This is a genomic window from Frateuria defendens, from assembly GCF_001182895.1.
Classification (GTDB): domain Bacteria; phylum Pseudomonadota; class Gammaproteobacteria; order Xanthomonadales; family Rhodanobacteraceae; genus Frateuria_B; species Frateuria_B defendens.
Window position 1 is genome coordinate 91,218 of sequence record NZ_LFQR01000004.1, and the last position, 21,782, is coordinate 112,999.

The 21,782-nt window shown below is 70.1% G+C and carries 19 protein-coding genes; 4 read left to right on the forward strand and 15 right to left on the reverse strand.

Going from position 1 to position 21,782, the window contains the following annotated elements; translation table 11 throughout:
• Positions 1-248 precede the first annotated feature (248 nt).
• The 3 genes from ACH65_RS21055 to ACH65_RS00775 all read right to left on the reverse strand — a co-directional run bounded on the left by ACH65_RS21055 (position 249) and on the right by ACH65_RS00775 (position 2,161).
• Positions 249-704, reverse strand: a complete 456-nt coding sequence (locus tag ACH65_RS21055; protein WP_336884792.1) for a hypothetical protein — start codon at positions 702-704, stop codon at positions 249-251.
• Positions 705-873: 169 nt separating this feature from the next.
• Positions 874-1,167, reverse strand: coding sequence for a hypothetical protein (locus tag ACH65_RS21060; protein ID WP_049620651.1), 294 nt, complete (start codon positions 1,165-1,167; stop codon positions 874-876).
• A gap of 64 nt (positions 1,168-1,231) precedes the next feature.
• Entirely contained in the window at positions 1,232-2,161 is a 930-nt protein-coding gene (locus tag ACH65_RS00775) for a LysR family transcriptional regulator (RefSeq protein WP_049620652.1), read from the reverse strand.
• 117 nt (positions 2,162-2,278) lie between these two features.
• On the opposite strand from ACH65_RS00775, the gene ACH65_RS00780 reads away from it, so the two are divergent.
• On the forward strand, positions 2,279-3,034 hold the full coding sequence (locus ACH65_RS00780; RefSeq protein ID WP_049620653.1) for a 3-oxoacyl-ACP reductase family protein: 756 nt from the start codon (positions 2,279-2,281) through the stop codon (positions 3,032-3,034).
• On the opposite strand, the gene ACH65_RS00785 is transcribed toward ACH65_RS00780, so the two are convergent.
• The 4 genes from ACH65_RS00785 to ACH65_RS00800 form a co-directional block, all read right to left on the reverse strand.
• The gene (locus tag ACH65_RS00785) at positions 2,962-3,477 is read right to left on the reverse strand and encodes a hypothetical protein (RefSeq protein ID WP_237561402.1); all 516 of its coding nucleotides are present in this window, start codon (positions 3,475-3,477) and stop codon (positions 2,962-2,964) included. The two genes, ACH65_RS00780 and ACH65_RS00785, sit on opposite strands and share 73 nt — an antisense overlap.
• The gene (locus ACH65_RS00790) at positions 3,461-4,096 is read right to left on the reverse strand and encodes a transcriptional regulator (RefSeq protein WP_049620654.1); all 636 of its coding nucleotides are present in this window, start codon (positions 4,094-4,096) and stop codon (positions 3,461-3,463) included. The genes ACH65_RS00785 and ACH65_RS00790 overlap by 17 nt, the downstream gene beginning before the upstream one ends.
• Before the next feature lie 134 nt (positions 4,097-4,230).
• Positions 4,231-6,549: a TonB-dependent receptor gene (locus tag ACH65_RS00795; protein WP_053096099.1), complete on the reverse strand. Its 2,319-nt coding sequence runs from the start codon at positions 6,547-6,549 to the stop codon at positions 4,231-4,233.
• Positions 6,550-6,805: 256 nt separating this feature from the next.
• Positions 6,806-7,402 carry a TetR/AcrR family transcriptional regulator gene (locus ACH65_RS00800; RefSeq protein ID WP_049620655.1) on the reverse strand — a complete coding sequence of 199 codons (597 nt, stop codon included), beginning with the start codon at positions 7,400-7,402 and terminating at the stop codon, positions 6,806-6,808.
• A gap of 122 nt (positions 7,403-7,524) precedes the next feature.
• On the opposite strand from ACH65_RS00800, the gene ACH65_RS00805 reads away from it, so the two are divergent.
• Positions 7,525-8,259, forward strand: coding sequence for an SDR family oxidoreductase (locus tag ACH65_RS00805; RefSeq protein WP_049620656.1), 735 nt, complete (start codon positions 7,525-7,527; stop codon positions 8,257-8,259).
• A gap of 272 nt (positions 8,260-8,531) precedes the next feature.
• On the opposite strand, the gene ACH65_RS18410 is transcribed toward ACH65_RS00805, so the two are convergent.
• The 5 genes from ACH65_RS18410 to ACH65_RS00825 all read right to left on the reverse strand — a co-directional run bounded on the left by ACH65_RS18410 (position 8,532) and on the right by ACH65_RS00825 (position 13,230).
• Positions 8,532-8,798, reverse strand: a complete 267-nt coding sequence (locus ACH65_RS18410; RefSeq protein ID WP_053096101.1) for a hypothetical protein — start codon at positions 8,796-8,798, stop codon at positions 8,532-8,534.
• Positions 8,799-8,811: 13 nt separating this feature from the next.
• Positions 8,812-9,237 (reverse strand): hypothetical protein, encoded by a 426-nt coding sequence (locus ACH65_RS18415; protein WP_053096103.1) that lies wholly within the window; start codon positions 9,235-9,237, stop codon positions 8,812-8,814.
• A gap of 111 nt (positions 9,238-9,348) precedes the next feature.
• Positions 9,349-10,401: a glycerophosphodiester phosphodiesterase gene (locus ACH65_RS00815; protein WP_049620657.1), complete on the reverse strand. Its 1,053-nt coding sequence runs from the start codon at positions 10,399-10,401 to the stop codon at positions 9,349-9,351.
• Between the two features lie 257 nt (positions 10,402-10,658).
• Entirely contained in the window at positions 10,659-10,919 is a 261-nt protein-coding gene (locus ACH65_RS00820; protein WP_049620658.1) for a hypothetical protein, read from the reverse strand.
• 1 nt (position 10,920) lies between these two features.
• Positions 10,921-13,230, reverse strand: a complete 2,310-nt coding sequence (locus ACH65_RS00825) for a TonB-dependent receptor (RefSeq protein ID WP_049620659.1) — start codon at positions 13,228-13,230, stop codon at positions 10,921-10,923.
• Between the two features lie 251 nt (positions 13,231-13,481).
• Here ACH65_RS00825 and ACH65_RS00830 point away from each other — a divergent pair, with 251 nt between their 5' ends.
• Both ACH65_RS00830 and ACH65_RS00835 read left to right on the forward strand, forming a co-directional pair.
• The gene (locus tag ACH65_RS00830) at positions 13,482-13,880 is read left to right on the forward strand and encodes a lysozyme inhibitor LprI family protein (protein ID WP_082190066.1); all 399 of its coding nucleotides are present in this window, start codon (positions 13,482-13,484) and stop codon (positions 13,878-13,880) included.
• Between the two features lie 50 nt (positions 13,881-13,930).
• A complete protein-coding gene (locus ACH65_RS00835; RefSeq protein WP_064504785.1) occupies positions 13,931-15,301 on the forward strand; it encodes a peptidoglycan-binding domain-containing protein in 1,371 nt (456 codons plus the stop codon).
• Between the two features lie 222 nt (positions 15,302-15,523).
• On the opposite strand, the gene ACH65_RS00840 is transcribed toward ACH65_RS00835, so the two are convergent.
• The 3 genes from ACH65_RS00840 to ACH65_RS00850 all read right to left on the reverse strand — a co-directional run bounded on the left by ACH65_RS00840 (position 15,524) and on the right by ACH65_RS00850 (position 21,777).
• Positions 15,524-16,639, reverse strand: a complete 1,116-nt coding sequence (locus ACH65_RS00840; protein WP_237561403.1) for an acyltransferase family protein — start codon at positions 16,637-16,639, stop codon at positions 15,524-15,526.
• On the reverse strand, positions 16,636-18,939 hold the full coding sequence (locus ACH65_RS00845; protein ID WP_049620661.1) for a family 20 glycosylhydrolase: 2,304 nt from the start codon (positions 18,937-18,939) through the stop codon (positions 16,636-16,638). Before ACH65_RS00845 ends, ACH65_RS00840 begins: the two co-directional genes overlap by 4 nt.
• 120 nt (positions 18,940-19,059) lie before the next feature.
• Entirely contained in the window at positions 19,060-21,777 is a 2,718-nt protein-coding gene (locus tag ACH65_RS00850; RefSeq protein ID WP_049620662.1) for a TonB-dependent receptor, read from the reverse strand.
• Between the last annotated feature and the right edge of the window lie 5 nt (positions 21,778-21,782).

Consider the following 21,782-nt stretch of genomic DNA (forward strand, 5'->3'; position numbering starts at 1 on the left):
TCGGCCCGCCGCCGGGGCGGCGGTGCGCCCACGGCAGCGGCGGGCCGGCCGGGAAACGGCCTGGCGCAACGGTTCGACGGGCGCGCCACGCGCGACGGCACCGGCGAGACTAGCGTCTGGACGTCCAAACGGGATGGCGTAAAGGCTTACGGCAGGACGCGGCAGTTTGTCGCATGCCGGCGTAGCGCGGCGCGCGGCGGCCCCGCCCAGCGGCACGGCGGTTCGCGCGGCCGCGGCGAGCCGCCCGCTCAGCCCGCGGCGAGGCGCCTTGGCGGCGAACGGGCATCGCGGATGCGCAGCCACCACGGGAGCGGCGCGGCGGCCGCCATCGCCACTGCCAGCGGCACCGCGATACGGACGTCCAGACGTCCGTCGTCCATGGCGGCAACCGCCAGCAGGGCCAGCACCCCCGCCAGCAGGCGCACACTCTCCGGCCAGGCCGCCCAGCGGCGCCCTTCCAGCAGGGCGCCCAGCGCCCACAGCGCGAAGGCGAGATAGGCCGCGCAGCCCAGCAGCCGCGGCAGCGAAGCGGTGGCGGCCAACGCGAGGAAGCCCATGCCCAGCGCCAGCAGCAGCGCGAACTGCAGCAGGCAGTAGGCCGCCATGCCGCGCGACAGCGGCGGTTCGAACGCCTCTCGGTGCAGGTCGAACGGCGGCTTGGGAAACCGCGCGGCCACGTCCGCCGGCCCGGCGGCTTCAGCCACACCAGCAGCTTGTCGCGCCAGCGGCGCGCATGCCGCATGTCCCTGGCCCAGTACACCTCCAGGTTCGCCCACAGCGGGTTCCAGCTGCGCAGCGGCGCGCGGGTGCCGTACCCCGGCGGGCCGGCGTCGTCTTCCTCGACGAAGGTGCCGAACAGGCGGTCCCACAGGATCAGGATGCCGCCGTAGTTCTTGTCGAGGTAGCGCGCGTTCGCCCACGTCCACACGCTGTCCGCCGGCAGATGGAACAGCGCGAAGTGCGCGACGCACCGGCATAGATGCCGATGTTGAGCACCTTGGCGAACACGCCGGCGATCTGCGAGAGCATGCCCAGGCTCAAGCTGTTGATCGCATCGTCCAGCCGGTACGCCTTGCGCCCGCGCCGGCGCGCGAGCAGCCATTCGACGGCGATCAGCACGAAGAAGCCGGGGATGGCCCAGGCCATGATGCGTTCGGCGGTGTCCATGGCCGCACTATGTGGCCGCCGCGCGGCGCTCGAAAGCGGCGGCGCAGCACGCCGCGGCGCCGCGTCAGCCGATGCTCCCCGCGAAGCGCTCGGCCAGTCGCTCGCGCCGGAAGCATGCCGCCACGTGGTCGACGAAGACGCGCGTCTTCGCCGGCAGCAGGGTGCGGGTGGCGTAGTAGATCGAGAGCGGGCCAGCGTCGGCGTACCACCTGGGGCAAAGCCGCACGAGCGCGCCGCTTTCCAGGTGGGGCAGCGCGTGCGGCATGGCGATCAGCGCCACGCCGAGCCCCAGCAGCGCGGCCCGGCACATCGCCTCCGGGTCGTTGAACACCAGTGTCTCGCGCGTGGTGGCGGCGTGCTCCTCGCCCGCCGCGTTGCGCATCGTCCAGTGGCGGATGCGCCCGGTGCGGGCCGAGCGCATCGCGATGCCGTCGAAGTCGAGCAGCCCCGCCGGGTCGGCCGGCGGCACGCGGCCCTGCATGGTGGCCGGCGCGGCCACGGCGATCACGTGCACCGGCGCGAGCGTGCGCGAGACGACGCCCGGCGCCAGCTCGATGCCACCGCCGATGGCCGCGTCGAAACCCTCCGCGACCAGGTCCACCTGGCGGTTCTCGAACTGCCAGTCCACGCGGATGCGCGGGTACTGCGCGAGGAAGGCGGGCAGCATCGGCAGCAGGTAATCGACGCCGAAGGTGGGCGCCAGGCTGACCTTGAGCACGCCCGCCGGCTCGCCGCCGTCGGCAGCGGCGTCGGCGATGGCGCCCTGCAACGGGTCGAGGTGCGGCCGGATCGCCTGCAGGAACCGCTCGCCCGCCTCGGTCAGGGTGAGCTGGCGGGTGCTGCGGTGGAACAGCCGCACGCCGAGGTTGCGCTCCAGCATCGCCACGTTGCGGCTCACCGCCGAGGGCGTGAGCCCAAGTTGCCGCGCGGCGGACGAGAAGCCGCCGCTTTCCGCGCTGCGCACGAAGGATTCGAGGTTGGCGAGGGTTTCCACGCGGCCGCCTTCAACGATCAGTCACAAGTGATTCCAGCCATTGCCGACTAATCATCGGCTATCGGAAGGCGAAAAATCCACGCCGCAAGCCACCCATCACCCTCCGGAGCTACTCCCATATCCCATACCGCCTCCCTCCCGCTCGCCGGCAAGACTGCCCTCGTCACCGGCGGCTCCCGCTCCATCGGCGCGGCCGTCGCCAGGCGCCTGGCCGCCGACGGCGCCGCCGTCGCCTTCACCTACAGCGCCTCGCCCGCCAGGGCTCAAGAGGTGGTCGCCGCCATCGAGGCCGCCGGCGGCCGCGCGCTCGCCATCCAGGCCGACGCCGGCGACCCGGCGGCGGTGCGCGCCGCCGTCGCCCGGACGGTGGAGGCCTTCGGCGGCCTCGACATCCTGGTCAACAACGCCGGCATCGCGCTGGGCGGCCCGATTGGCGAGATCACCTTCGAGGACTACCAGCGGATGATCGCGGTGAACGTCACCGGCGTGTTCGTGGCCACCCAGGAGGCCGCGCGCCACATGCAGGCGGGCGGGCGCATCGTGCACATCGGCAGCTCCATGACGCGCTACGCCGCCTTCCCCGGCGCCTCGCTCTACACCCTCACCAAGGGCGCGGTGGCCGGCTTCAACCGCAGCCTGGTGCGCGACCTGGGGCCCCGCGGCATCACCGTCAACACCGTGCACCCCGGCCCCACCGACACCGACATGAACCCCGACGGCGGCCCCGTCTCCAAGATCGTCGGCCCCGGCATGGCCATCGGCCGCTACGGCAAGGCGGAGGAAGTGGCCAGCGTGGTGGCCTACCTCGCCAGCCCGGAGGCTTCCTTCGTGACCGGCGCCGACCTGGTGGCGGACGGCGGCTTCACCGCCTGACCCGCGCCCACGCCCCACCACTCACTTCCTGAAGGAGCACGATCATGAGCATCGGCATCATCGGCGCAGGCGTCGATCAGGTCCGTCACCAGCCGCTCGCTGACATCGAGCTGGCCTTCGTACTCGGCCACGTTGCGCTGGTGGTGGCACTTGTCCAGCACGCGCCACACCTCCGGCCCAAGCCCGAGCGTGTGGGGCAGCACCTGGAACACGATGTAGCGATGGCCCGCGCGATAGCCCTTGCCGCGTAGGGCCGCCAGGCTCAGGGCATGGGCCGCGTTGTAGGCCAGGTCGAAGCGGCTCTCGAGCGAAAGCGATACGTTCTTGGCGTCCTTGAGGCGGGCCAGGCCCGAGCGCTTCAGGCCTTCCAGTTCGCGCGCATCCGGCGGCTCGGCCGACAGCGCCTTGCCGGGGCCGGCGAGGTTTTCAAGCGGCGAGGTCATCCTGTCCTCCGATCACCCAGATCTTGGCCTGCTGCATCACCCGCACCAGGAAGGCGTTCTCGTCCTTCAGCCGCTGGTCGTATTCGGCACGCGAGTAGAGCGTGGGGTTGACCGGGCGGCCCAGGCGCGCTTCCGCGCCGTCCAGCGCGCGCATCAGGTCGGCGCAGCCCAGCGTATCGGAGATCACCATCAGGTCGATGTCGCTGTGCGCCGTATCGCTGCGCTTGGCCACCGAACCGTAGACGAAGGCGACGAGGATCTGGTCGGCCAAGGGCTGCAAGGCTTCGCGCAAGGGAACGGCCAGGCCGACGGTCTTCTGCACGATCGCCACCAGCTCGTCGTAGATCGGCGACTGCGGATTGGCGCGGTAACGTTTCTGGTTGCCGACCCGCTGCACGGCGAGCAGGCCGCTGCCGGCCAGCGTGGCCAGTTCGCGCTGCACGGCGCCGGAGCCGGCCCCGGTGGCGGCGATCAGCTCGGACACGCCGAAGTCGCGCTGCGCCTGCCCGAACAGCAGGCCCAGCACGCGCTGCTGGGTCTGCGTGAACAAGGCATCGGCCAGGCCGGCCGTGCGGGTACGGTCCCCGGGGCGTGCAGAGCTGGAGCGGGCGCGGCTCATACCCATTTCGGGCATGTTAATGCCCAAATTGGGCATAAGCAATGCAAGCCATGGGCGCGCCGATTCACCGTGACGGCTCGATCGGCGGTGCCGCCTTGCCCTGCTGCCCGGGAGCCGGCTCGTGCGATGCCCGCTCAGAACTTCGCATTGAGGTTGACGAAGTACTGCCGCGGCGCCCCCGCCATCAGCGTCTGGTTGTAGCCGTCGGGGTCGGAGGCCACGTAGCCGTTGGTGCCGGTGCTGGCGAAGTAGTGCTTGCCGGTGAGATTGGTGACGTTGAGGCCGATGCTGAGGTCCTGGAACACCGACACCGCGCCGGCGTCATAGGTGAGGCCCGCGTTGAAGAGCCAGTACGCGGGCACCGAGGAGTCGTTGGTGTAGGTGATGTAGCGGCGGCCGGTGTACTTGCCTTCGAGGTTGGCGGTCCAGTGGCCCAGCGTGTAGCTCGCATTGCTGGCGAACATCGTCCTGGGGATGCCCACCACGTACTTGCCGGCCGTCGCCACCACACCGTTGTTGCTGTAGTCGTCCTGGTACTTGGTATCGGTGTAGGAGAGCGAGTTGAGCCAGCGCAGGCCGCGCAGCGGGCGCCAGATCAGCACGAGGTCCACGCCCTTGCTCTTCACGCTGCCGACGTTGCTGAGCACGGAGGCGCAGGTCTGCACCGCGCTGCACGGGGAGACCACCAGCAGGCGGTTGGCGAAGCGCGTGACGTAGCCGTCCACCGAGGCCTCGAAGGTCTCGCCGCGCACGCGGTAGCCGAGCTGGTAGGTCTGCGACTGCTCCGGCTTGAGCTGGTGCCGGGCCGCGTCGAACGCCGCCTGCGAGGTGGCGAACGGGGTGAAGCCGTAGGCGGCGATGTTCTTGCTGTAGGAGGCATACACCTCCTGCCGCTCGTCGAGGCGGTAGTCGATGCCCGCCTGCGGCAGGAAACCCTTGCTGGCCTTCATGCTGCCCTGGGCGAAGGCGCTGGTGGGCACCAGCGAATCGGCCTTGACCCTGATGCCGAGCGCCTTGGCGCCGAAGTCGAGGGTGAGGCGGTCGTCCAGCAGGTGCAGCGTGTCCTGCGCGTAGGCCATCCGCGTGGTGGTCTTGTAGCGCTGCAGGAAGCCGCGCAGGAACGGCGTCTGGTCGTTGTAGAAGTTGTACAGCGCGGTGTACGGGCCGCCGAGCGGGAAGTAGTTGCGCTCCTGGTTGGTGTTGGCCTCCTCCGCCCAGCCACCCACTTCGATGTCGTGGTTGCCCACGCTGAACTGCAGCGAGCCGGTGCCGCCGTAGCGATCCAGGCCGTAGTCGGTGGTGCGCATGGCGATGGGCACCGTGGCCGAGGACGGTACGTAGGGCGTGGCCCACTGCCCTTCGCCGCGGTCGCCGTGGTAGTAGCTGCCGAGGTTGAGCGTGGCGCCGCCCAGGTTGAACACGCCGCTCAGGCCGGCGAGGTCGTCGCGGCGGATGCCGCCGCCGGCGTAGTAGCTGGCGTCGAGCAAGTCGTAGTCGGCGGGCAGCCGGGCGAGCGAGGCCGGGTAGCCGTTGGCCACGCCGCCGTACTGGCCGCTGCCCTGGTAGGCGCGGGCCATCTGTGCGGCGGTGTTCCAGTCCGGCTGCAGGTAGTCCCAGTGCCAGCCCAGCGCCTTCTGGCTGGCCAGGGACAGGTCCATGTAGTCGTATTCCTTGCGCTTGGAACTGTCGGCGAACAGGCTGACCTGATTGCCGTCGCCCCACTGGTAGAGCGCCTTCAGGTTGGCCTGGTTGGACTTCTGGTCGCCGTAGCCCTTCCACTTGTCGGTGTCGGCGTGGGCAAAGGAGACGTACATGGAAAAGCCGCCATGCCGGCCGCTGTCGGCGCGCACGAAGGTGCGGCGGGTGGAGTCCGAGCCCAGCACCTGGCTGATGCGCACGCCGGCCCGGGCGTCCGGATCGGCCGAGTAGAAGCGCACGGTGCCGCCGAGGTTGGTGTTGGAGGCGGTGCCCAGCGCGCCGGCGCCCTGCGCCAGCTCTACCTGGCTCAGGTTCTCCGAGGTGATCGCGCGGGTCACCTGCAGGCCGTTGGTGACGCCGTAGCTCATGTTGCCGAGCGGGATGCCGTCCAGGGTGAAGCCCAGGCGGCTCTGGTCGAAGCCGTGCAGGGTGATCTGCGTGCTCCACTCGTAGCTGCCCCACGGGTCGGCGGACTGGAACTGCACGCCGGGCAGTTCGTCCAGCACCTTGAGGCCGCTGGTGCCGGGCGCGGCGGCCTGGATGTCCTGGCTGCTGATGTGCTGCACCTGGCGAGTGGCGCCCTGCGCCACCACCGACACCTGATCGAGCGTGCGGGTCTTGGCCTTGTCGGCGGCGGCGGGCGCGACGGCGGGAGCCGTCTCGTCGGCGGATGCGGCGACGGCGGCGCCGTGCAGGGCGAACAGGAGGGCCAGCGCGAGGCCGGTGCGGCGGGTCGGAAAGCGGCGAGCGTGCATGCGTGTCCTTCGCGCGGAACACGACGACGCCGTGCGGCCGCGGCATGGTTGGAGATCGGGAGACGTCCAGGCCGCGCCAGCGACCATGCGCGCCAGCATGGCCGCCGAGTGTGAAAGAACGTTGACGCGCGCGTGTCAGCGCCCGCCGGTGTCCCTTGCGCGGCACGTCCTCAAAGGCTTCCCATCTTGCCGTGGATGCGTCATGGCCCCTCGCCCCGTTCGCAGGGAGCGGAAGCAGATCGCACCCGGACAGCCCTCAGCGCGGCGGCAGCGCGGCGTCCAGCAGCAGGCCCAGCGCCTGCGGCAGGTGCTTGAGCGGCCCCGGGTCGGCCACGCTCATGCGCGTGAACGAGGCGCCCTCCAGCAGCAGCAGCAGCGCATCGCCGAGCATGGCCGGATCGCCTGCGCCCGCCTCGCGCGCCAGGGCGCGCAGGCGCCGGCGCAGGCTCGCCTTCTGCGCGACGATCAGCGTGCGCGCCTCGGGCAGCTCCTCGCGCAACTCGACGGCGGCGTTGCCGAACACGCAGCCCGCGCTGCCGGCGGCGCCGAGCCGGCGCGCGTGCGAGGCGAACAGCGCCTCGATCTGCGCCCGTGCATCGCCCGCATGGGGCCCGACGGTGGCCTTCCACCAGGCGTCATAGTCCGCGTGGAAGCTGCCCAGGCATTCGGCCAGCAGCGCGTCCTTGGATTCGAAGTGGCGGTAGAAGCTCATCTTGTTGGTGCCGGCCGCCTCGACGATCGCGTCCACGCAGACCCCGCGCATGCCCTGGCGATAGAACAGCTCCCGCGCGGCGTCGAGGATGCGCTGGCGGATGCGCGAGGGTCGCGCCGGCGTGCGGGTGGCGGGCTTCATGGCATCAGGGGTTTCCACGGCTGACGTTGACAGGTTACCACTCGGTCACTATGGTCAAAATGTGACTGACAAGTAACATCACGATCCGCTCGCTCCCCCACCCCAGCCAGGATGTGAAGACCATGAGCACCACGAAGGCGAAAATCGCGCTGATCACCGGCGCCAACAAGGGCATCGGCCTGGAGACCGCGCGCCAGCTCGGCAAGCAGGGCGTGCACGTGATCGTCGGCGCACGCGACGCCGCCAAGGCCGAGCAGGCGGTGGCCGAGTTGAAGCAGGCCGGCGTGGCGGCCGAGGCGCTCGATATCGACGTCGGCGATTCGGCCAGCATCGAGGCCGCCGCGCAGGAGGTCGAACGCCGGCACGGCCGGCTGGACATCCTGGTCAACAATGCCGGCATCCTGCTCGACGACTTCGCGCTCAAGCCCTCCGAGCAGTCCATCGCGACCTGGCGCAAGACCTTCGACACCAACCTGTTCGGGCTGGTGGAGACCACCCAGGCCTTCCTGCCGCTGCTGCGCAAGTCCGCGGCCGGGCGCATCGTCAACCTGTCCAGCATCCTCGGCTCCAACGCCGCCCACCTCGATCCGCAGTCGCCGATCTACGAGTACAAGCTGCCGGCCTACGACGTGTCCAAGAGCGCGGTGAACGCATGGACGGTGCACCTGGCCCATGAACTGCGCGACACGCCGATCAAGGTCAATGCGGTACATCCGGGCAGCGTGAAGACCGACATGAACGCGCAGGGCGACCTGACCCTGGAGGAAGGCGCGCGCAGCAGCGTGGAGCTGGCGCTGATCGGCGCGGACGGCCCCACCGGCAGCTTCAGCCATCTTGGGCAGACGCTGCCCTGGTAAGTACGCGGCGCCGACGCCGATGCAGCGACGTGAAGCTCCTCTCCCGCCGGCCTGATTGGGGCTGAATCTCAGCGATGGCCTGCGCATGTGGCAAAGGCTGTCGATGCAGCGACGTGAAACCCCGCTCCCGTCGGGAGAGGGGCTTGGGGTGAGGGTTCGGGCGGAGCGAGGGGCTGTGCTCCGGCCGCACCCTCATCCGCCTGCCGGCACCGGCTCCCGAGTGGAGAAGGGCTTCAACCCGAGACAACGAGGTTGACGCAAGGCCCCCAACCTCAATGCCCGCCCAACGCGCCGGCCGCCTCGCGCGGCGCCAGCGCGCAGAGCGCGTGGCCCTGCGCCTGCGGCAACGAAACGCCGAGCAGCTGCGCCAGGGTCGGCGCGATGTCGCGCATGTCGACGAGGCCGAGATCGCGCCCCGCCGGCACGCCCGGCCCGGCGATCAGAAAGGTGGACTGCATCGCCGGCTGCGCGGGGTCGTAGCCATGCATGCCGCGGCTGCCGCGGCGTGCGGGCCGTGGCGCGTCGGGCTTGGCGGCCATCTCGTAGCCGTCCTTAGAACAGCACGAACCAGCTCGCCCGCGCGGTGCCGCCCTTGGCTTCGAGCTGCGCGGCGTCGAGCACGCGCGCGATGCCGAAGGCCGGGTCCTTCGCCAGCCCCGCCAGCAGCGCGCCGACCCTGGCCCGCAGCACCCAGTCGTCCGGCCGGCGCAGCACGACGGCGGCGCTGCCGCCATCGTTCCACGGCATCGCCTGCCAGTCGGCCACCGCGCCGTCCTTGAGTGTGATCAGCCCGGCCGCGAGGAACGGCGCATAGAGGTTCACGTCCTGCTCCACCGGCGCGAAGCCGTGGTCGGACACCACCGCTACCACGCCGTCCGGACCGTCGATGGAGATCAGCAGCACCGGCGCGGCGGTGACGGGCGCCGCGCCGGCGAGCGAGCGCAGCGCGGCGGCGAGGTAGCGGGTCGCGTGACGCATGGAACGGCTCCTGGCTGGCGAAGGCTTAGCGGCGGCAGGCGTGCCCCGCGGGTGCGGGCCGCGCCGCCCCGCGCCCGTCCGGCGCGGCTGGGCAGCGCGGCGGCGAGGCGATCAGCGATGGCTCTCCAGCGCCCGGCGCCCCAGCGCCGGATCGTCGGTGAAGAAGGCATCGATGCCAGCGTCGAGGTAGGCGTGCATCTCGGCCACCGAGCCTTGTGCGTTGAAGGTCTTGGCGTCGCCGCCGCGCCAGAAGTTCTTCGCCTGGAAGTAGTTCTCGGGGCGGAAGGTGTAGGGATGCACCTCGAGCCGCGCCGCATGCGCGTCGTGCACCAGCGGCGCCGGCGCGGCCAGCGTGCCGTCGGCGGCGAGCGGGATCACCTCGCGCAGGTTCGGGCCGATGGCGTCGGCGTAGGCGGCGATGGCGCGCAGGCCGGCCGGGGTCATCATGTCGGCGTAGCGCAGCATGCCGCCGGCGGCGATCACGTCGCCCGGCTGCTGGTCGGCGTCATCGAGCAGTTGCAGCAGGCGAATGTTGGCGTGGTCCTGGCCGAGCCTGCCGCGCAGGTACTTCAAGTTGGCGACCTCGAACGACTGGATCTCCACCGGCGCCGTGCGCGTATAGGCGTGCGCGGCCAGCGTGGCGAGCAGCTTGTCCTCCATCGCCAGGCCGTGCTGCTGGAAGTAGGTGCCGTGCTTGATCTCGGGGATGAGGCCGATCACCCGCCCGCGCGCCGCCGACTCGGCCGCCACGAAGTCGATGATCTCCTCCAGCGTGAGCAGCTGGAACTGGCCGTCGTAGCGCGTGCCGCGCAGCTGCGGCAGGCGCTCGCGGGCGCGCAGGGTTTTCAGTTCCGCGAGGGTGAAGTCCTCGGTGAACCAACCGGTGACGGCCTTGCCGTCGATGGTCTTGGTGGTCTTGCGCGCGGCGAACTCCGGGTGCGCGGCCACGTCGGTGGTGCCGCCGATCTCGTTCTCGTGGCGCGCCACCAGCACGCCGTCCCTGGTCGACACCAGGTCCGGCTCGACGAAGTCGGCGCCGTCCTCGATCGCCTTGGCGTAGGCGGCCAGCGTGTGCTCCGGCCGCAGCGCGCTGGCGCCGCGGTGGGCGTAGACCAGCACCTTGGCCGCCAGCGGCTTCTCGTTGGCGTGGACGGCGGCAGGCATTGCCAGCGTTCCGATCAGCGGGAGGAGTGCGAGCCAGCTTAGCGATTTCATCGTGATCCTTGGTGGGGCGCGGCCCTGAGAGCCGGTTCAAAGTCTGCCAATGGCGCGGCATGACTCCTCCCCTTGGCTTGCATGGCTTGCAGGGGGAGGTCGGGAGGGGGTGGAACCTTGCCTCGAGGCAAGTGTTCACCCCTCCCCAACCCTCCCCTGCACGCAGGGGAGGGAGCGGGCCGTGGGCATTGAGCAGGCTCTAAGTCCTAGCCCAGCGCCCCGGAAAGGTCGAGTGGGCCTGGCGTCGCATGCAGCGCCCGGGCGAAGCTCGCCCCGCCGCGCAGCCGGCCCACCGCGAACAGCGGCAGGAACATCCGCGCGTCGCTGCCGGCCGCGCCGAAGCGCGGTGCCGGCACCGGCGCGGCCGCTTCCGCCCACGGCGCCAGCGGCGCGACGCGGGCGCTGGCGGCGGGCCCGGGCGTCGCCGCCTCGCGCTTCACGATGCCCATCGGCGACGGCGCCCCCATGTCAGAACTTCGCCTCCAGCGTCACGAAGGTCTGCCGCGGCGCGCTGGCATGGAAGGCGAGCTGCTTGCCGGCGGGGTCGGTGTTGGCGAAGGCGCCGAGGTTGGAGGCGTAGCGCTTGTCGGTGAGGTTGCTCACGTTGAGCGCGGCGCGCAGGTCCTTGGCGAACCAGGCCGGGCCGAAGTCGTAGCCCACGCCGAGGTCGAAGCTGGTGTAGCCGCCGAAGCCGCGGTCGTTGGTGTAGGTGTAGTAGCGCCGGCCGGTGTACTTGCCGCGCAGGCTGGCGTTCCACGGCCCGTAAGTCCAGCTGAGCTCGCTGGCGAACAGCTTGTCGGGCGTGTCCACCGTGACCTTGCCGCGGGTGGGCACCACGGCGCCGTTCTGCACGTAGTTGTCGTCGTAGGTGGCGCGGTTGAAGGAGGCGGAGTTGTACCACTGGAAGTGCGCGTCCGGCTTCCAGATGAAGGTGAACTCCGCGCCGTGGCTGCTCACCGAGCCCACGTTGTAGAAGCGCGTGGTGCACGCGGGCGAGGTGCCGGCCTGGATGCTCGGGCAGGGGTTGAGCGAGAGCAGGCGGTTGTCGAACTTCACGTCGTACACCGCCGCCGAGGCCTCGAACTTCGGCTGCACGATGCGCCAGCCGCCCTCGAGGGTGCGCGACTCTTCGGGCTTCAACTTGCCGCGGGTGGCGTCGAAGGAGGCCTGCGTCACCAGCAGCGGGCCGCCCGCGCCGCCGCCCTGGAAGGCGGCGATGTTCTTGGCGTAAGAGGCGAACAGCTCCTGCCCGCCGCCCAGCCGGTAGCCGAGGCCGAGCTGCGGCAGCAGCGCCTTGCCGGCGTCCAGGCGGCCGTTGGCCACCGGCGCCTCGTACTGGCCGGGCAGCTGGTGCGCGGTCATGGTGGTGTGCGGGCTCTTCACGCCCACGTCCACGCTCAGGCGATCCTCGAACAGCTTGAAGCTGTCCTGCAGGTAGGCCTGGCGGGTGATGATCAGGTAGTCCTGGTTGAACAGCAGGCGGTCCGGGCCGGTGAGGAACTTGTCGTCGCTCACCGGGCCGTCGATGTAGTAGAAGTTGCGCTGCACGTTGTGGTGGTTGTTCTCGTACCACACGCCGCCTTCGAGGTGATGCGCGCCGAGCTCCCATGCCAGCGAGGCGATGGCGCCGTTGCGGTTGATCACGTAGTTGGTGCTGCGGATGGAGATCGGCAGCGCCTGCGCCGTGCCCGGGTAGGAGGCCTGGCCCGGCGACCACCAGTGGCCCTGGCCGGCGTTCTCGTGGTGATAGACCTGCGTGTGCAGGGTAACGCCGTCGGCGGGGTAGAAGTCGCCGGCGAGGTAGTAGAGGTCGTCGCTGCGGACCGCGCGGCTCTGGTAGTAGGCGTCGTCGATGTTGGTGACGCCACCGGAGAAGCCGCAGCGCGCCGCGTTGTAGGTGGCCGGCGCGCAGTAGGCCGCGGCCAGCGCGCGGTTCCAGTCCGGCGCGTAGAGGTTCCAGTCCCAGCCCAGGCCGCGCGCCATGCCGCTCTTGGAGAGGTAGGCGTAGTCCGCCTGCGAGGTGCGCGAGGTGTCGACGAAGCCGGTGATGCGGCCGCCGCCGAAGTCGTACACCGCCTTGGCGTTGAACTGCTTGGTGGTGGTGGGCGAATGGGGCCGCGCCCACATGTCGGCGGTGGCGCGGATGCCCGACACGTACATCGAGAAGCCGTGGTAGTCGCCGGTGTCCAGGCGCACGTAGGTGCGGCGGTTCTGGTCGCTGCCGAAGGTCTGCGCCGCGCGGCCGCCGAAGGTGCTGGCCGGGTCGTCGGAGTAGTACTGGATGGTGCCGCCCAGGTTGCTGGTGGAGGCCGTGCCCAGGCCGCCGATGCCCTCGGCCAGTTCGGCGCCGCCGAAGTTCTCGGCGATCAGCGCGCGGCTGACGTTGAGGCCGTTGTAGTTGCCGTAGGCGTTGTCGCCCAGCGGCAGGCCGTCGAAGGTGTAGCCCAGGCGGGTGGTGCTGAAGCCGCGCAGGCTGATCGACTGCGATTCCTCGTTGGCGCCGAAGGCGTCGTTGGACTGCACGTTCACGCCCGGCAGGCGGTTCAGCACCTTCTGGATGCTGGTGCCCGGCGGCAGCACCGCCACGTCCTTGGTGGTCACGCGCTGCACCTGGCGCGTCTCGCCCTGGCCGATCACCGACACCGCGTCGAGGTTCTTCGCGCCGTCCTTGGCGGCCGCATCCGCCGCCGCGGGCGTGGCCGCCTCGTCGGCGAAAACCTCCGGGGTCAGGGTGGTGAAGACAAGGGCCAGCGCGGCCGCGAGTGCGGTCTTGGACATGCGATGCAACTCCAGGGGGATCGGGGCGCCGTCGGCGGCGCAGGGATCGCACTAGGGTGGCGGTGTCGCATGTAGTTACGTTGACGCTTGTGTTGCGGCGCGGGGGTGGCCGTGTGTCATGGGTGTTACAGCGCCTGCTGCGCGGAACATGCGGCTGGGTCGCAGTTCGCCAGTCGCACTACCGCTACAGTCGGCCCATGAAGGTTCATGGCTCGATCACTCCGCCATACCATCGACAAGGAAGCAGACGCATGATCCGTTGGGTTATCGGTGCTGGCCTGTGGGTGGTCGCCGTGACGGCCTCATATGGCCAGGACGCCGCTGCGGCGAATACGCCACTGCGGCCGACCTATTACACGTGCGTCAAAGCGGCCCGTGGCGTGACGCTGGCGCTCAACGACTGCATTGGTGCCGAGCACGATTACCAGGACAAGCGCCTGAATACCGCCTACCAGCGGCTGCGCACGACGTTGCCTGCCGCACAGCGCACCGCATTGCGCGATGAAGAGCGGGCGTGGATCGTCCAGCGGGACAAGGCCTGCGCCCCAGACGGCAGCGGGGGCACGGCCAGCCTGCTCGACGCCAATCAGTGCCAGTTGGACCAAACCGCCGCCCGGGCGGCGACCCTTGAAGGGCGTTCAAGCCGATAGCTTCATTCCGACGCAACGGACGACACGGACACCAAGCCGGAGTGGCGAGCATGACGGACCAGCTAGAACAGGCCAGGCGCGAAGCAGAGCAATGGCATCTCGGGCAAACCTCCGCAAGCTATGAATCAGGTCTCGCAGGAGCCGGGGCGATCTCCACCGGCAAGGGAGATCATGGAGGCGTGTCCTACGGCTCGTATCAGTTCTCCAGCGTCACCGGCACCTTGAAGGAATATCTGGACCAATCGCCCTACGGGCCGCAGTTCCATGGGCTGACACCGGTCACGCCGGCGTTCGATGCCAAATGGCAAGAACTGGCCCGCACCGACCCCGGCTTTGGCCAGGACCAACACGACTTTGTCGGCCGCTCGCATTACAGCGCGCAAGCCAGGGCCTTGCAGGCGCGCGGCCTCGACCTGTCGGGGCGTGGCATGGCTGTTCAGGACGCGCTATGGAGCACGGCGGTGCAATGCCGCGACCTGACGCCCAGCATCTTCAGCAAAGGCCTGGCCGAAAAGTTTGGCGATCACTACGACTTGGCCGCACTGAGCGACAAAGACATCGTGGACGCGGTGCAGGACTACAAAATCGCCCACGTCAAAACGCTGTTCAGCCATTCGCCCAAGCTGCACGATTCGCTCAAAGACCGTTTTTCTGATGAGAAGGTGGCGCTCGAACGCCTGGCAGACAGTGATGCGGTGCTTCGGGCCAACGGGGTGACGGTGGAACATCGCGGTACCGCGCCGGCAGTCGCCATCGCGCATCACCCCTCGCACGCCAGGCATGATGGCACCCACCCGGGTACGTTCCGGTTCAACGATCATTCCGAGAGAGTGCGGGACCTGCAAGCCCGGCTCGCGGCGCTCGGTTATGCCGGGGCCGGTGGCCGGCCACTCCAGGCGGACGGGCACTTTGGGGCCAGTACCCAAGCCGCGGTCGAAGCCTTCCAACGCGACCACCAGCTTCACGTTGATGGAGTGGCCGGGGCCCGAACCTTGGATGCCTTGCACCGCGCCCAGCAGGCCCCCGCAGCATCACTGGACAGCCCTGCGCATGCGGGCCACGGCATGTATGCGCAGGCCCTGCGGATGGTCCATGAGCTGGATGCGCAACAAGGCCGAACGCCGGACCAACTGAGCGTCAACTTTGCCGGCACACTGGCCGCCCACTCGCGGGCCGAAGGCATGACGCGCATCGACCACCTGCTGCTGAGCGAGGATGCGAGCCGGGCCTTTGCCGTTCAGGGGGATCTGAACTCACCCTTCAAGCAATATGCCTCGGTGGACATAGCCAAAGCCGTGGTCCAGCCGCTTGACCAGAGCAGTCGGGCGTGGACCCTAGCGCACCAGCAACAACCGCAGGTGGCGGCGTCCGCCATGGAGGCGCCGCAACAAGCGCCCACGGCACCCACGATGATGCGTTGATCCGGCTGCCTGATCGGCGACGACGCTCAGCTGTGAAATGGTCGACGGCCGACGCACGGCTTGCGGCCGAACAGGCCAAGTGATCGACGCGACTTCCGCCGGACCGCCAGCGGCCAGTGATCGGTGTTTGCGCTTTCTCAGCCTTTCAACGCGATGTACGTCTTGTCGAAGGCCTGGAATGTCGGCACATCGCTCATCCTGCATTGAAGCCTTAACTCCTGTTCAAAGCTTGAGATAAACCCGCCGCCTATCCATCACCCACACGATCCCCCACCACACCCCCACGAACCCCAGCGCCCACGCCAGCGAGGCCGCATACGGCCCCGCCAGCGGCACGATCCAGCCCGCGAACAAGCCGCGGTACAGCGGCTCCTGCCAGCCCAGCGCCGGCAGCAGGATCTGCATCAGTTCCGACCCGGCATACGCGGCGATGGCGTTGACGCCGAAACGCCGCCCCAGCGCCGGCCAGCCGCGCACGTCGATCAGCGCGTGGCACAGCCACAGCGCCAGCGCCGCCCAGCCCGCCGTCCACAGCGCGAACGAGGGCGTCCACAGGTTCTTGTTGAAGGGCAGCCAGTGCGACCACGCCAGGCCGAGCACCAGCGCTACCGCACCCGCGAGCGGCAGCATGCGCGCCCTGCCCGCGCGCAGCGCGCGGCCGGCGGCGAGGCCGAGCAGCGTGGTGGCGAGCGAGGGCAGCGTGCCGGGCAGGCCTTCCGGGTCGTGGCCGCGGCCGGTGGCGGGATCGGTCAGGTAGACGTAATGGCCGAACAGCGCACTGTCGCTGCGGCTGACGAGGTTGGCGAAGGGCTCCAGCGAACCGCCGGCCACGAGCAGCCCGGCATAGCCGAGCAGCAGCGCGACGATCGCTGCCCACTGCGCGCGCGGCGAGGTGTACAGCGCGAAGGCCGCCGCCGCGGCGAAGCACAACCCGATCCGCTGCAGCACGCCGGGCAGGCGCAGGTGCGCGCCGGGCAGCAGCCAGGCGGCGAGCAGGTTGATCGCCAGCCCCAGCGCCACGATGCGCAGCGCCCGCCACAATGCCGTGCGCAGCAGCGCGGCCGGCGCGGCGCCCTGCTCCAGCCGCGGGCCGAAGGCCAGGGCGATGGACACGCCGACGATGAAAAGGAAGAACGGGAACACCAGGTCGGTCGGCGTGCAGCCGTGCCAGGCGGCGTGTTCGAGCGGCGCGTAGACGTGGCTCCAGTCGCCCGGATCGTTGACCAGCAGCATCGCCGCCACGGTGAGGCCGCGCAGCGCATCGACCGAGCGCAGCCGGGGCGCGCCATCGGAGTGGCCCGTACTTCGCGTGCCCACCGTGCCGTGCATGCCCGTCATGGTTTCGCCGTGCCGGATGCCGCTGCCGGTTGCAGCGCCACTCGCGCGAAGGCGTACAACGGCCCGTCGGTCGGCGCGGCGAACAGCAGGCACAGCGTGTGTGCGCCGCGTTGCGCGGGCAGCGGCGCGGTGAGCGTGAAGCGTGCAGGCGTGGTGGCCGGATCGGGCAGCGGCACCTGTGCCAGCGGCGGGCCGTCGCAGCGGTCCACGCGCACCTCCAGCTCGCCGTGCGGCGTGTCGGAGGCGCGCTGCACCACCAGCTTCGCCTCGTGCGCGAGCTGGAAGTTGCGCGGCAGCCGCGCCAGTTCGAAGTGGATCGTGCCGATGCCGTCCAGCACGGCATCGGGCCAGCGCTGGCAGTTGTCGAACACGTTGACCGCGTACACCGGCGCCAGCGAGGCCGCCTCCGGCAGCGGCTGCACGCGCAGGCGGAAATCGCTGCCGGGGCAGTTGGGCAGCTCGGTGCCGAGGCGGCTGCGCAGCGTGGCGGCGTCGAGGGTGTACGTGCGCGCGGCGGCCAGCGGCGTGCCGTCGTCGGCGAAGCTGGCCGCGCGCAGCGTGTGCGGCAGCGCCACGGCGAACGGCGCGCCGTAGCGCGGCGAGGCCGGCGTGGGTGCGCTGCCGTCCAGCGTGTAGTGCAGCGCGCCGTAGCCGGCCTGGTTGCCCAGCGTGACCGTCGCGGTGCCGGTGTCGAGCGCGGCGTCGCGGTCGAACTGCGGCTGCACGGCGAAGGCGCTGTCGGAGGCCTCGATGCCGGCGCGGCGGTAGCGCGCGAGCTGCGCGGGCAGCCTTGCGAGGAAGCCCGGCCAGTCGCGCCGGGCCGGCGGCGTCCACAGCACCTCGGCCAGCGCGTCCAGGCGCGGGAACACCGCGCGCTCCACGTGGCGCGGGGTCGGCATGTGCTCGCTCCACACGTTGGCCTGCGCGCCCAGCACGTGGGCGGCCTGGGCGGCGTCGAGCGAGGCCGGCACCGGCTCGAAGGCGTAGATGTCGGCGAGGCTGCGCACCGGCAGGCGGCCGGCGATCTCGTCGGCGTGGTTGCTCTGCAATTGGTCGAAGTAGAGGTCGGGCGAGGGCGAGAGCACCACGTCGTGGCCAAGCCGCGCGGCCTTCACCGCGCCCGCGGTGCCGCGCCAGGACATCACCGCCGCGTCGCCCGGCACGCCGCCGTCGAGGATCTCGTCCCAGCCGATCAGCCGCCGCCCATGCCGGACGAGGTAGGTGCCGAGCCGGCCCATCAGCCAGCCCTGCAGGGCATCCTCGTCCTTGAGGCCGAGCACGTGCAGGCGCGCCTGCACCGCGGGCGAGTCCCGCCACTGGTCCTTCACCGCCTCGTCGCCGCCCAGGTGCACGTAGCGGGAGGGGAACAGCGCCATCACTTCGTCGAGCACGTTCTCGAGGAAGCGCACGGTGGCCTCGTCGACGTTGTAGAGCGTGGTGTGCACGCCCCAGTCCACCGACACCGGCGGCCGCCGGCCGGTGACGCCCACCTGCGGGTAGGCGGCCACCGCCGCCTGCGCATGGCCGGGCAGGTCCAGCTCCGGCACGATGGTGATCTGGCGCGCGGCGGCGTAGCGCACCAGCGCGCGGATCTCCCCTTGCGTGTAGTAGCCGCCGTAGCGCGCGGGCTCGCCGTCCCGGCCGGCCTCCGGCGGCGTGCGCCAGGCGCCGAGGCGGGTGAGTTGCGGGTAGCGCCGGATCTCGATGCGCCAGCCCTGGTCGTCGGTGAGGTGCCAGTGCAGCACGTTGAGCTTGTGCAGCGCCATCTGGTCGAGCAGCCGGCGGATCTCGGCCGGGCTCTGCATGTGTCGGGCGGAGTCGAGCATCAGGCCGCGCCAGGCGAAGCGCGGCGCGTCCTCGATGTGCAGCGCCGGCAGCGCATCCGCGGCGGGCGTGGCGGTGAGAAGCTGCCACAGCGTCGCCGCGCCGTGGAAGAGGCCGGCCTCGTCGCGCGCCGCGAGGTGCACGCCTTGCGGCGAGACATCGAGCACGTAGCCCTCGGCGGCAACGGACGCGGCGGGGTCGAGTGCCAGCGCGATGGCGCCGGGTTCGGCGGCCCCCGTGTGCAGGGCGAGCCTGGGCCCGTGCACGGCGTCGAGCCGGTCGATCAGGAACCGGGCCGCCCGCTGCGCGGCGCGATCGCCGGCGGGCACCACCAGCGGCGTCGCCGGGCCGACGGCGAAGCGCCCCTCGCGCTCCACCAGCTGCACCGGCAGCGGAATCAGCGCGGGCGCGGCCGCCTGCGCGGCAGCGGCGGACAGGCCGAGGATCAGGCCGAACAGCAGTCGACGACAACGCATGCGAAGACTCCATCGTCCCGGCCGTGCGCCCGCCGCCCTCGACGGCGCCGCCCGCCGGTGCCGGACAAAAAGCGGGCCCGGCAAGCCTAGCCGGGCCCGTGGCGGGGAGGTGTGCCTAAATCAGAACTTGAAGCGCAGGTTGAGGTAGTACTGGCGGCCGTTGACGTAGAACGCATAGGGCTGTTTCCCGTAGGCGTCGTTCTTGGTGTAGTACTTGAGCTTGGGGTTGTTGAGGTTCATCGCGTCCAGCGACAGCGCCATCCAGTCGTTGATCTTGTAGCCGAACGAGGCGGCCAGGTTGCCGATGCCCTGCTGGAAGTAGGTGTCGGTGCGGCTCACCCCGGCGTAGAACTCCGAGCGGTAGGTGTAGCTGATGCGGCCGTTGAAGCGGTCGTTCTCGAAGTAGCCGGACACGTTGTAGGTGTTCTTCGAGGTGCCCTGCAGCGGCACGTCGCCGGTGGCGTGGCCGTCGGCATAGGTGTAGTTGGCCTGCACGCCGAAATACTCGCCGACCGGCTGGATGTAGTTCAGCTCCACGCCGCGCACCTGCCCGTTGACGTTCTTCGGCACGCTGATGAGGTAGTCGGAGTAGACGTCCTGGCCGGCGGCGGCCGAGGCCTGCATGTCCTTGAAGCGGCGCACCTCGTTGCCGAAGTTGATGTAGTCCTTGAGGTTCATCGCGTACACGCCGGCGGAGAGCAGGCCGCGCGTGGCGAAGTACCACTCCACGGCGGCGTCGAAGTTGGTGGAGATCAGCGGCTTGAGCTGCGGGTTGCCGCCGCTGCCGGTGTGGGTGAGGTCGTCGGCGGAGACGTAGCCGGCCAGCGCCGAGTAGTCCGGCCGGGTCATCGTCTGCGAGGCGGCCAGGCGCAGCAGCAGCTCGTCGGTGAAGGCCAGCTTGAGGTTGGCGCTGGGCAGGAACTTGTCGTAGCTGTGCTTGTAGGTGTTCCAGAAGTAGTCGCCGAAGGCGGAGCCTAAGATCGGGCCGGTCACCGTGCTGGCCAGCGCGTCGGGCGCGGTGCTGGTGTAGCCGATGTCCTCCTTGGTCTTCACGTAGCGCACGCCGATGTTGCCGCTGGCGATGCCGGACTGGAAGTTGAGCTGCAGGTAGGCGGCCGAGTCCTTCTCCTCCACCTTGTAGACGTCGTTGAAGTAGAAGCGCGTGACCGGGTCGCGGTTGGCGAACGCGGCGTCGATGGCGGCCAGCTGGGCCGGCGAGTAGAACCAGATCGGGCCCGGGAAGCTGCCGCCGAGCGAGCTGCCGAAGTCGCCCGGGTAGCGGCCGTAGGTGGTGGGGTAGGCCGCCGGGTTGGTCCAGTCGCTGGCGAAGTTCGGCCCCTGCGCGATCTCGAACGGGTTCTCGCGGGTGTGCTTGGCATAGCGGGCGCCGAACTGCAGCGAGCTGAAGGCGCCGCCGTCGAAGGCAAGCTCGCCGTCGAACTGCGCCCAGTCCTCCTTGTCCTTCACCTTGATGCCCTGGCCGCCGAAGATCCAGCCGGCCGAGGGCAGGATGCCGGACGGCGAGGCGTTGTCGCCGCCCAGGGTCCAGTTGATCGGCTTGTCGAGGCCGCGCATGTTCCAGCTGGCGCCCGCGCCGCCGGCCGTGCCCAGCTCGATCACGTCCTGGGTGGGGCTGGAGCCGGTGCCGCGGGTGGTGCCGACCTGGCCGGTGAAGGTGAGGTGGTCGGTGGCGCGCCAGTTGGCCTCCAGGGTGAGGTACTTCGACTCCGACGCCGCCCCCGGGCGCGAGATCTGGTCGTACACGCCGTACGCGCCGGTGCCGCCGGCGATGGAGCCGCTGGTGACCACGTTGTTGCGGATCGCATTGGGCGTGAGCACGCCGCCGTTGGCCAGCGCGTTGCTGGCCCACATCATGTAGTTGCGGTTGTAGTTGTCGGCCTCGAGCTTGGAGTAGAAGCCGTTGAGGTCGAGGGTGAGGTTGTCGGTGGGCTTGAACTCCAGGTCGATCACGCCGCCCTTGCGCTTGCGCTGCTGGGTGAACAGCACCGCGCCAATCTCGTTCGGGTAGTACACGGTGTTGCCGCCCACGGTGGTGGGCAGGTAGCCGCCCACCACCTCCTGGCCGTTGCGCTGCAGGCTGCGCTTCTCGTAGAAGCCCTGCAGCATCACGCCCAGGGTGTTGGCGTCGTTCTTCCAGTTGAACAGGCCGCTGAACTGCGGCTTGGTCTTGTCCGGCAGGTCCGAGTACACGCCGCCCACCGAGACCTCGCCGGTGATGGGCTTGGCGAACTCCAGCGGCTTGCGCGTGACGATGTCCACCGAGCCGGCGGCGCCGCCTTCGACGATGCGCGCCTCGGAGGACTTGTGCACCACCACCTGGCTCACGATCTCCGAGGGCAGCAGGGTGTAGCTCACGCTGCGGCCCACCGTCTGCACCTGGCTCAGCACGAACCAGTCGCCGGTGCCGATGGTATGGCCGTTGACCAGGGTCTGGGTGAGGCTGGGGTTGGTGCCGCGCAGGCTCACGCGGTCGTTCTCGTCGAAGCCGCCCTCGCTGGCGCTGGACGAGCTGATGTTGACGCCGGGCAGGCGCTGCAGGGTGTCGGCCACGTTCTTGGCCGGCAGCTTGCCGATGTCCTCGGCGGTGACGATCTCCACGTGCGAGTCGGCGGCCTGCTTGAGCTGCAGCGATTCGGCCTCGCTGTTGCGGATGCCGACGACGGTGACGGTGGCCAGCTCCTTGGCCTTGGCCTGGTCGGCGCGGCTCTGGGCGCTGGTGGTGCCACTCGGCTGGGTGGCGTCCTGGGCCTGCAGCGAACCGTTGAAACACAGGCTGGCGATGATGCTTGCGGCTAACAGCGTCTTGCGGTGTGACATGGTTT

Bases quoted from the DNA above. Each gene is read 5' to 3' on its own strand.
- ACH65_RS21060 (WP_049620651.1), bottom strand. From the start codon at position 1,167: ATGGACACCGCCGAACGCATCATGGCCTGGGCCATCCCCGGCTTCTTC.
- ACH65_RS00785 (WP_237561402.1), bottom strand. From the start codon at position 3,477: ATGACCTCGCCGCTTGAAAACCTCGCCGGCCCCGGCAAGGCGCTGTCG.
- ACH65_RS00790 (WP_049620654.1), bottom strand. From the start codon at position 4,096: ATGAGCCGCGCCCGCTCCAGCTCTGCACGCCCCGGGGACCGTACCCGC.
- ACH65_RS00795 (WP_053096099.1), bottom strand. From the start codon at position 6,549: ATGCACGCTCGCCGCTTTCCGACCCGCCGCACCGGCCTCGCGCTGGCC.
- ACH65_RS00800 (WP_049620655.1), bottom strand. From the start codon at position 7,402: ATGAAGCCCGCCACCCGCACGCCGGCGCGACCCTCGCGCATCCGCCAG.
- ACH65_RS00805 (WP_049620656.1), top strand. From the start codon at position 7,525: ATGAGCACCACGAAGGCGAAAATCGCGCTGATCACCGGCGCCAACAAG.
- ACH65_RS18410 (WP_053096101.1), bottom strand. From the start codon at position 8,798: ATGGCCGCCAAGCCCGACGCGCCACGGCCCGCACGCCGCGGCAGCCGC.
- ACH65_RS18415 (WP_053096103.1), bottom strand. From the start codon at position 9,237: ATGCGTCACGCGACCCGCTACCTCGCCGCCGCGCTGCGCTCGCTCGCC.
- ACH65_RS00815 (WP_049620657.1), bottom strand. From the start codon at position 10,401: ATGCCTGCCGCCGTCCACGCCAACGAGAAGCCGCTGGCGGCCAAGGTG.
- ACH65_RS00820 (WP_049620658.1), bottom strand. From the start codon at position 10,919: ATGGGGGCGCCGTCGCCGATGGGCATCGTGAAGCGCGAGGCGGCGACG.
- ACH65_RS00825 (WP_049620659.1), bottom strand. From the start codon at position 13,230: ATGTCCAAGACCGCACTCGCGGCCGCGCTGGCCCTTGTCTTCACCACC.
- ACH65_RS00830 (WP_082190066.1), top strand. From the start codon at position 13,482: ATGATCCGTTGGGTTATCGGTGCTGGCCTGTGGGTGGTCGCCGTGACG.
- ACH65_RS00835 (WP_064504785.1), top strand. From the start codon at position 13,931: ATGACGGACCAGCTAGAACAGGCCAGGCGCGAAGCAGAGCAATGGCAT.
- ACH65_RS00840 (WP_237561403.1), bottom strand. From the start codon at position 16,639: ATGACGGGCATGCACGGCACGGTGGGCACGCGAAGTACGGGCCACTCC.
- ACH65_RS00845 (WP_049620661.1), bottom strand. From the start codon at position 18,939: ATGCGTTGTCGTCGACTGCTGTTCGGCCTGATCCTCGGCCTGTCCGCC.
- ACH65_RS00850 (WP_049620662.1), bottom strand. From the start codon at position 21,777: ATGTCACACCGCAAGACGCTGTTAGCCGCAAGCATCATCGCCAGCCTG.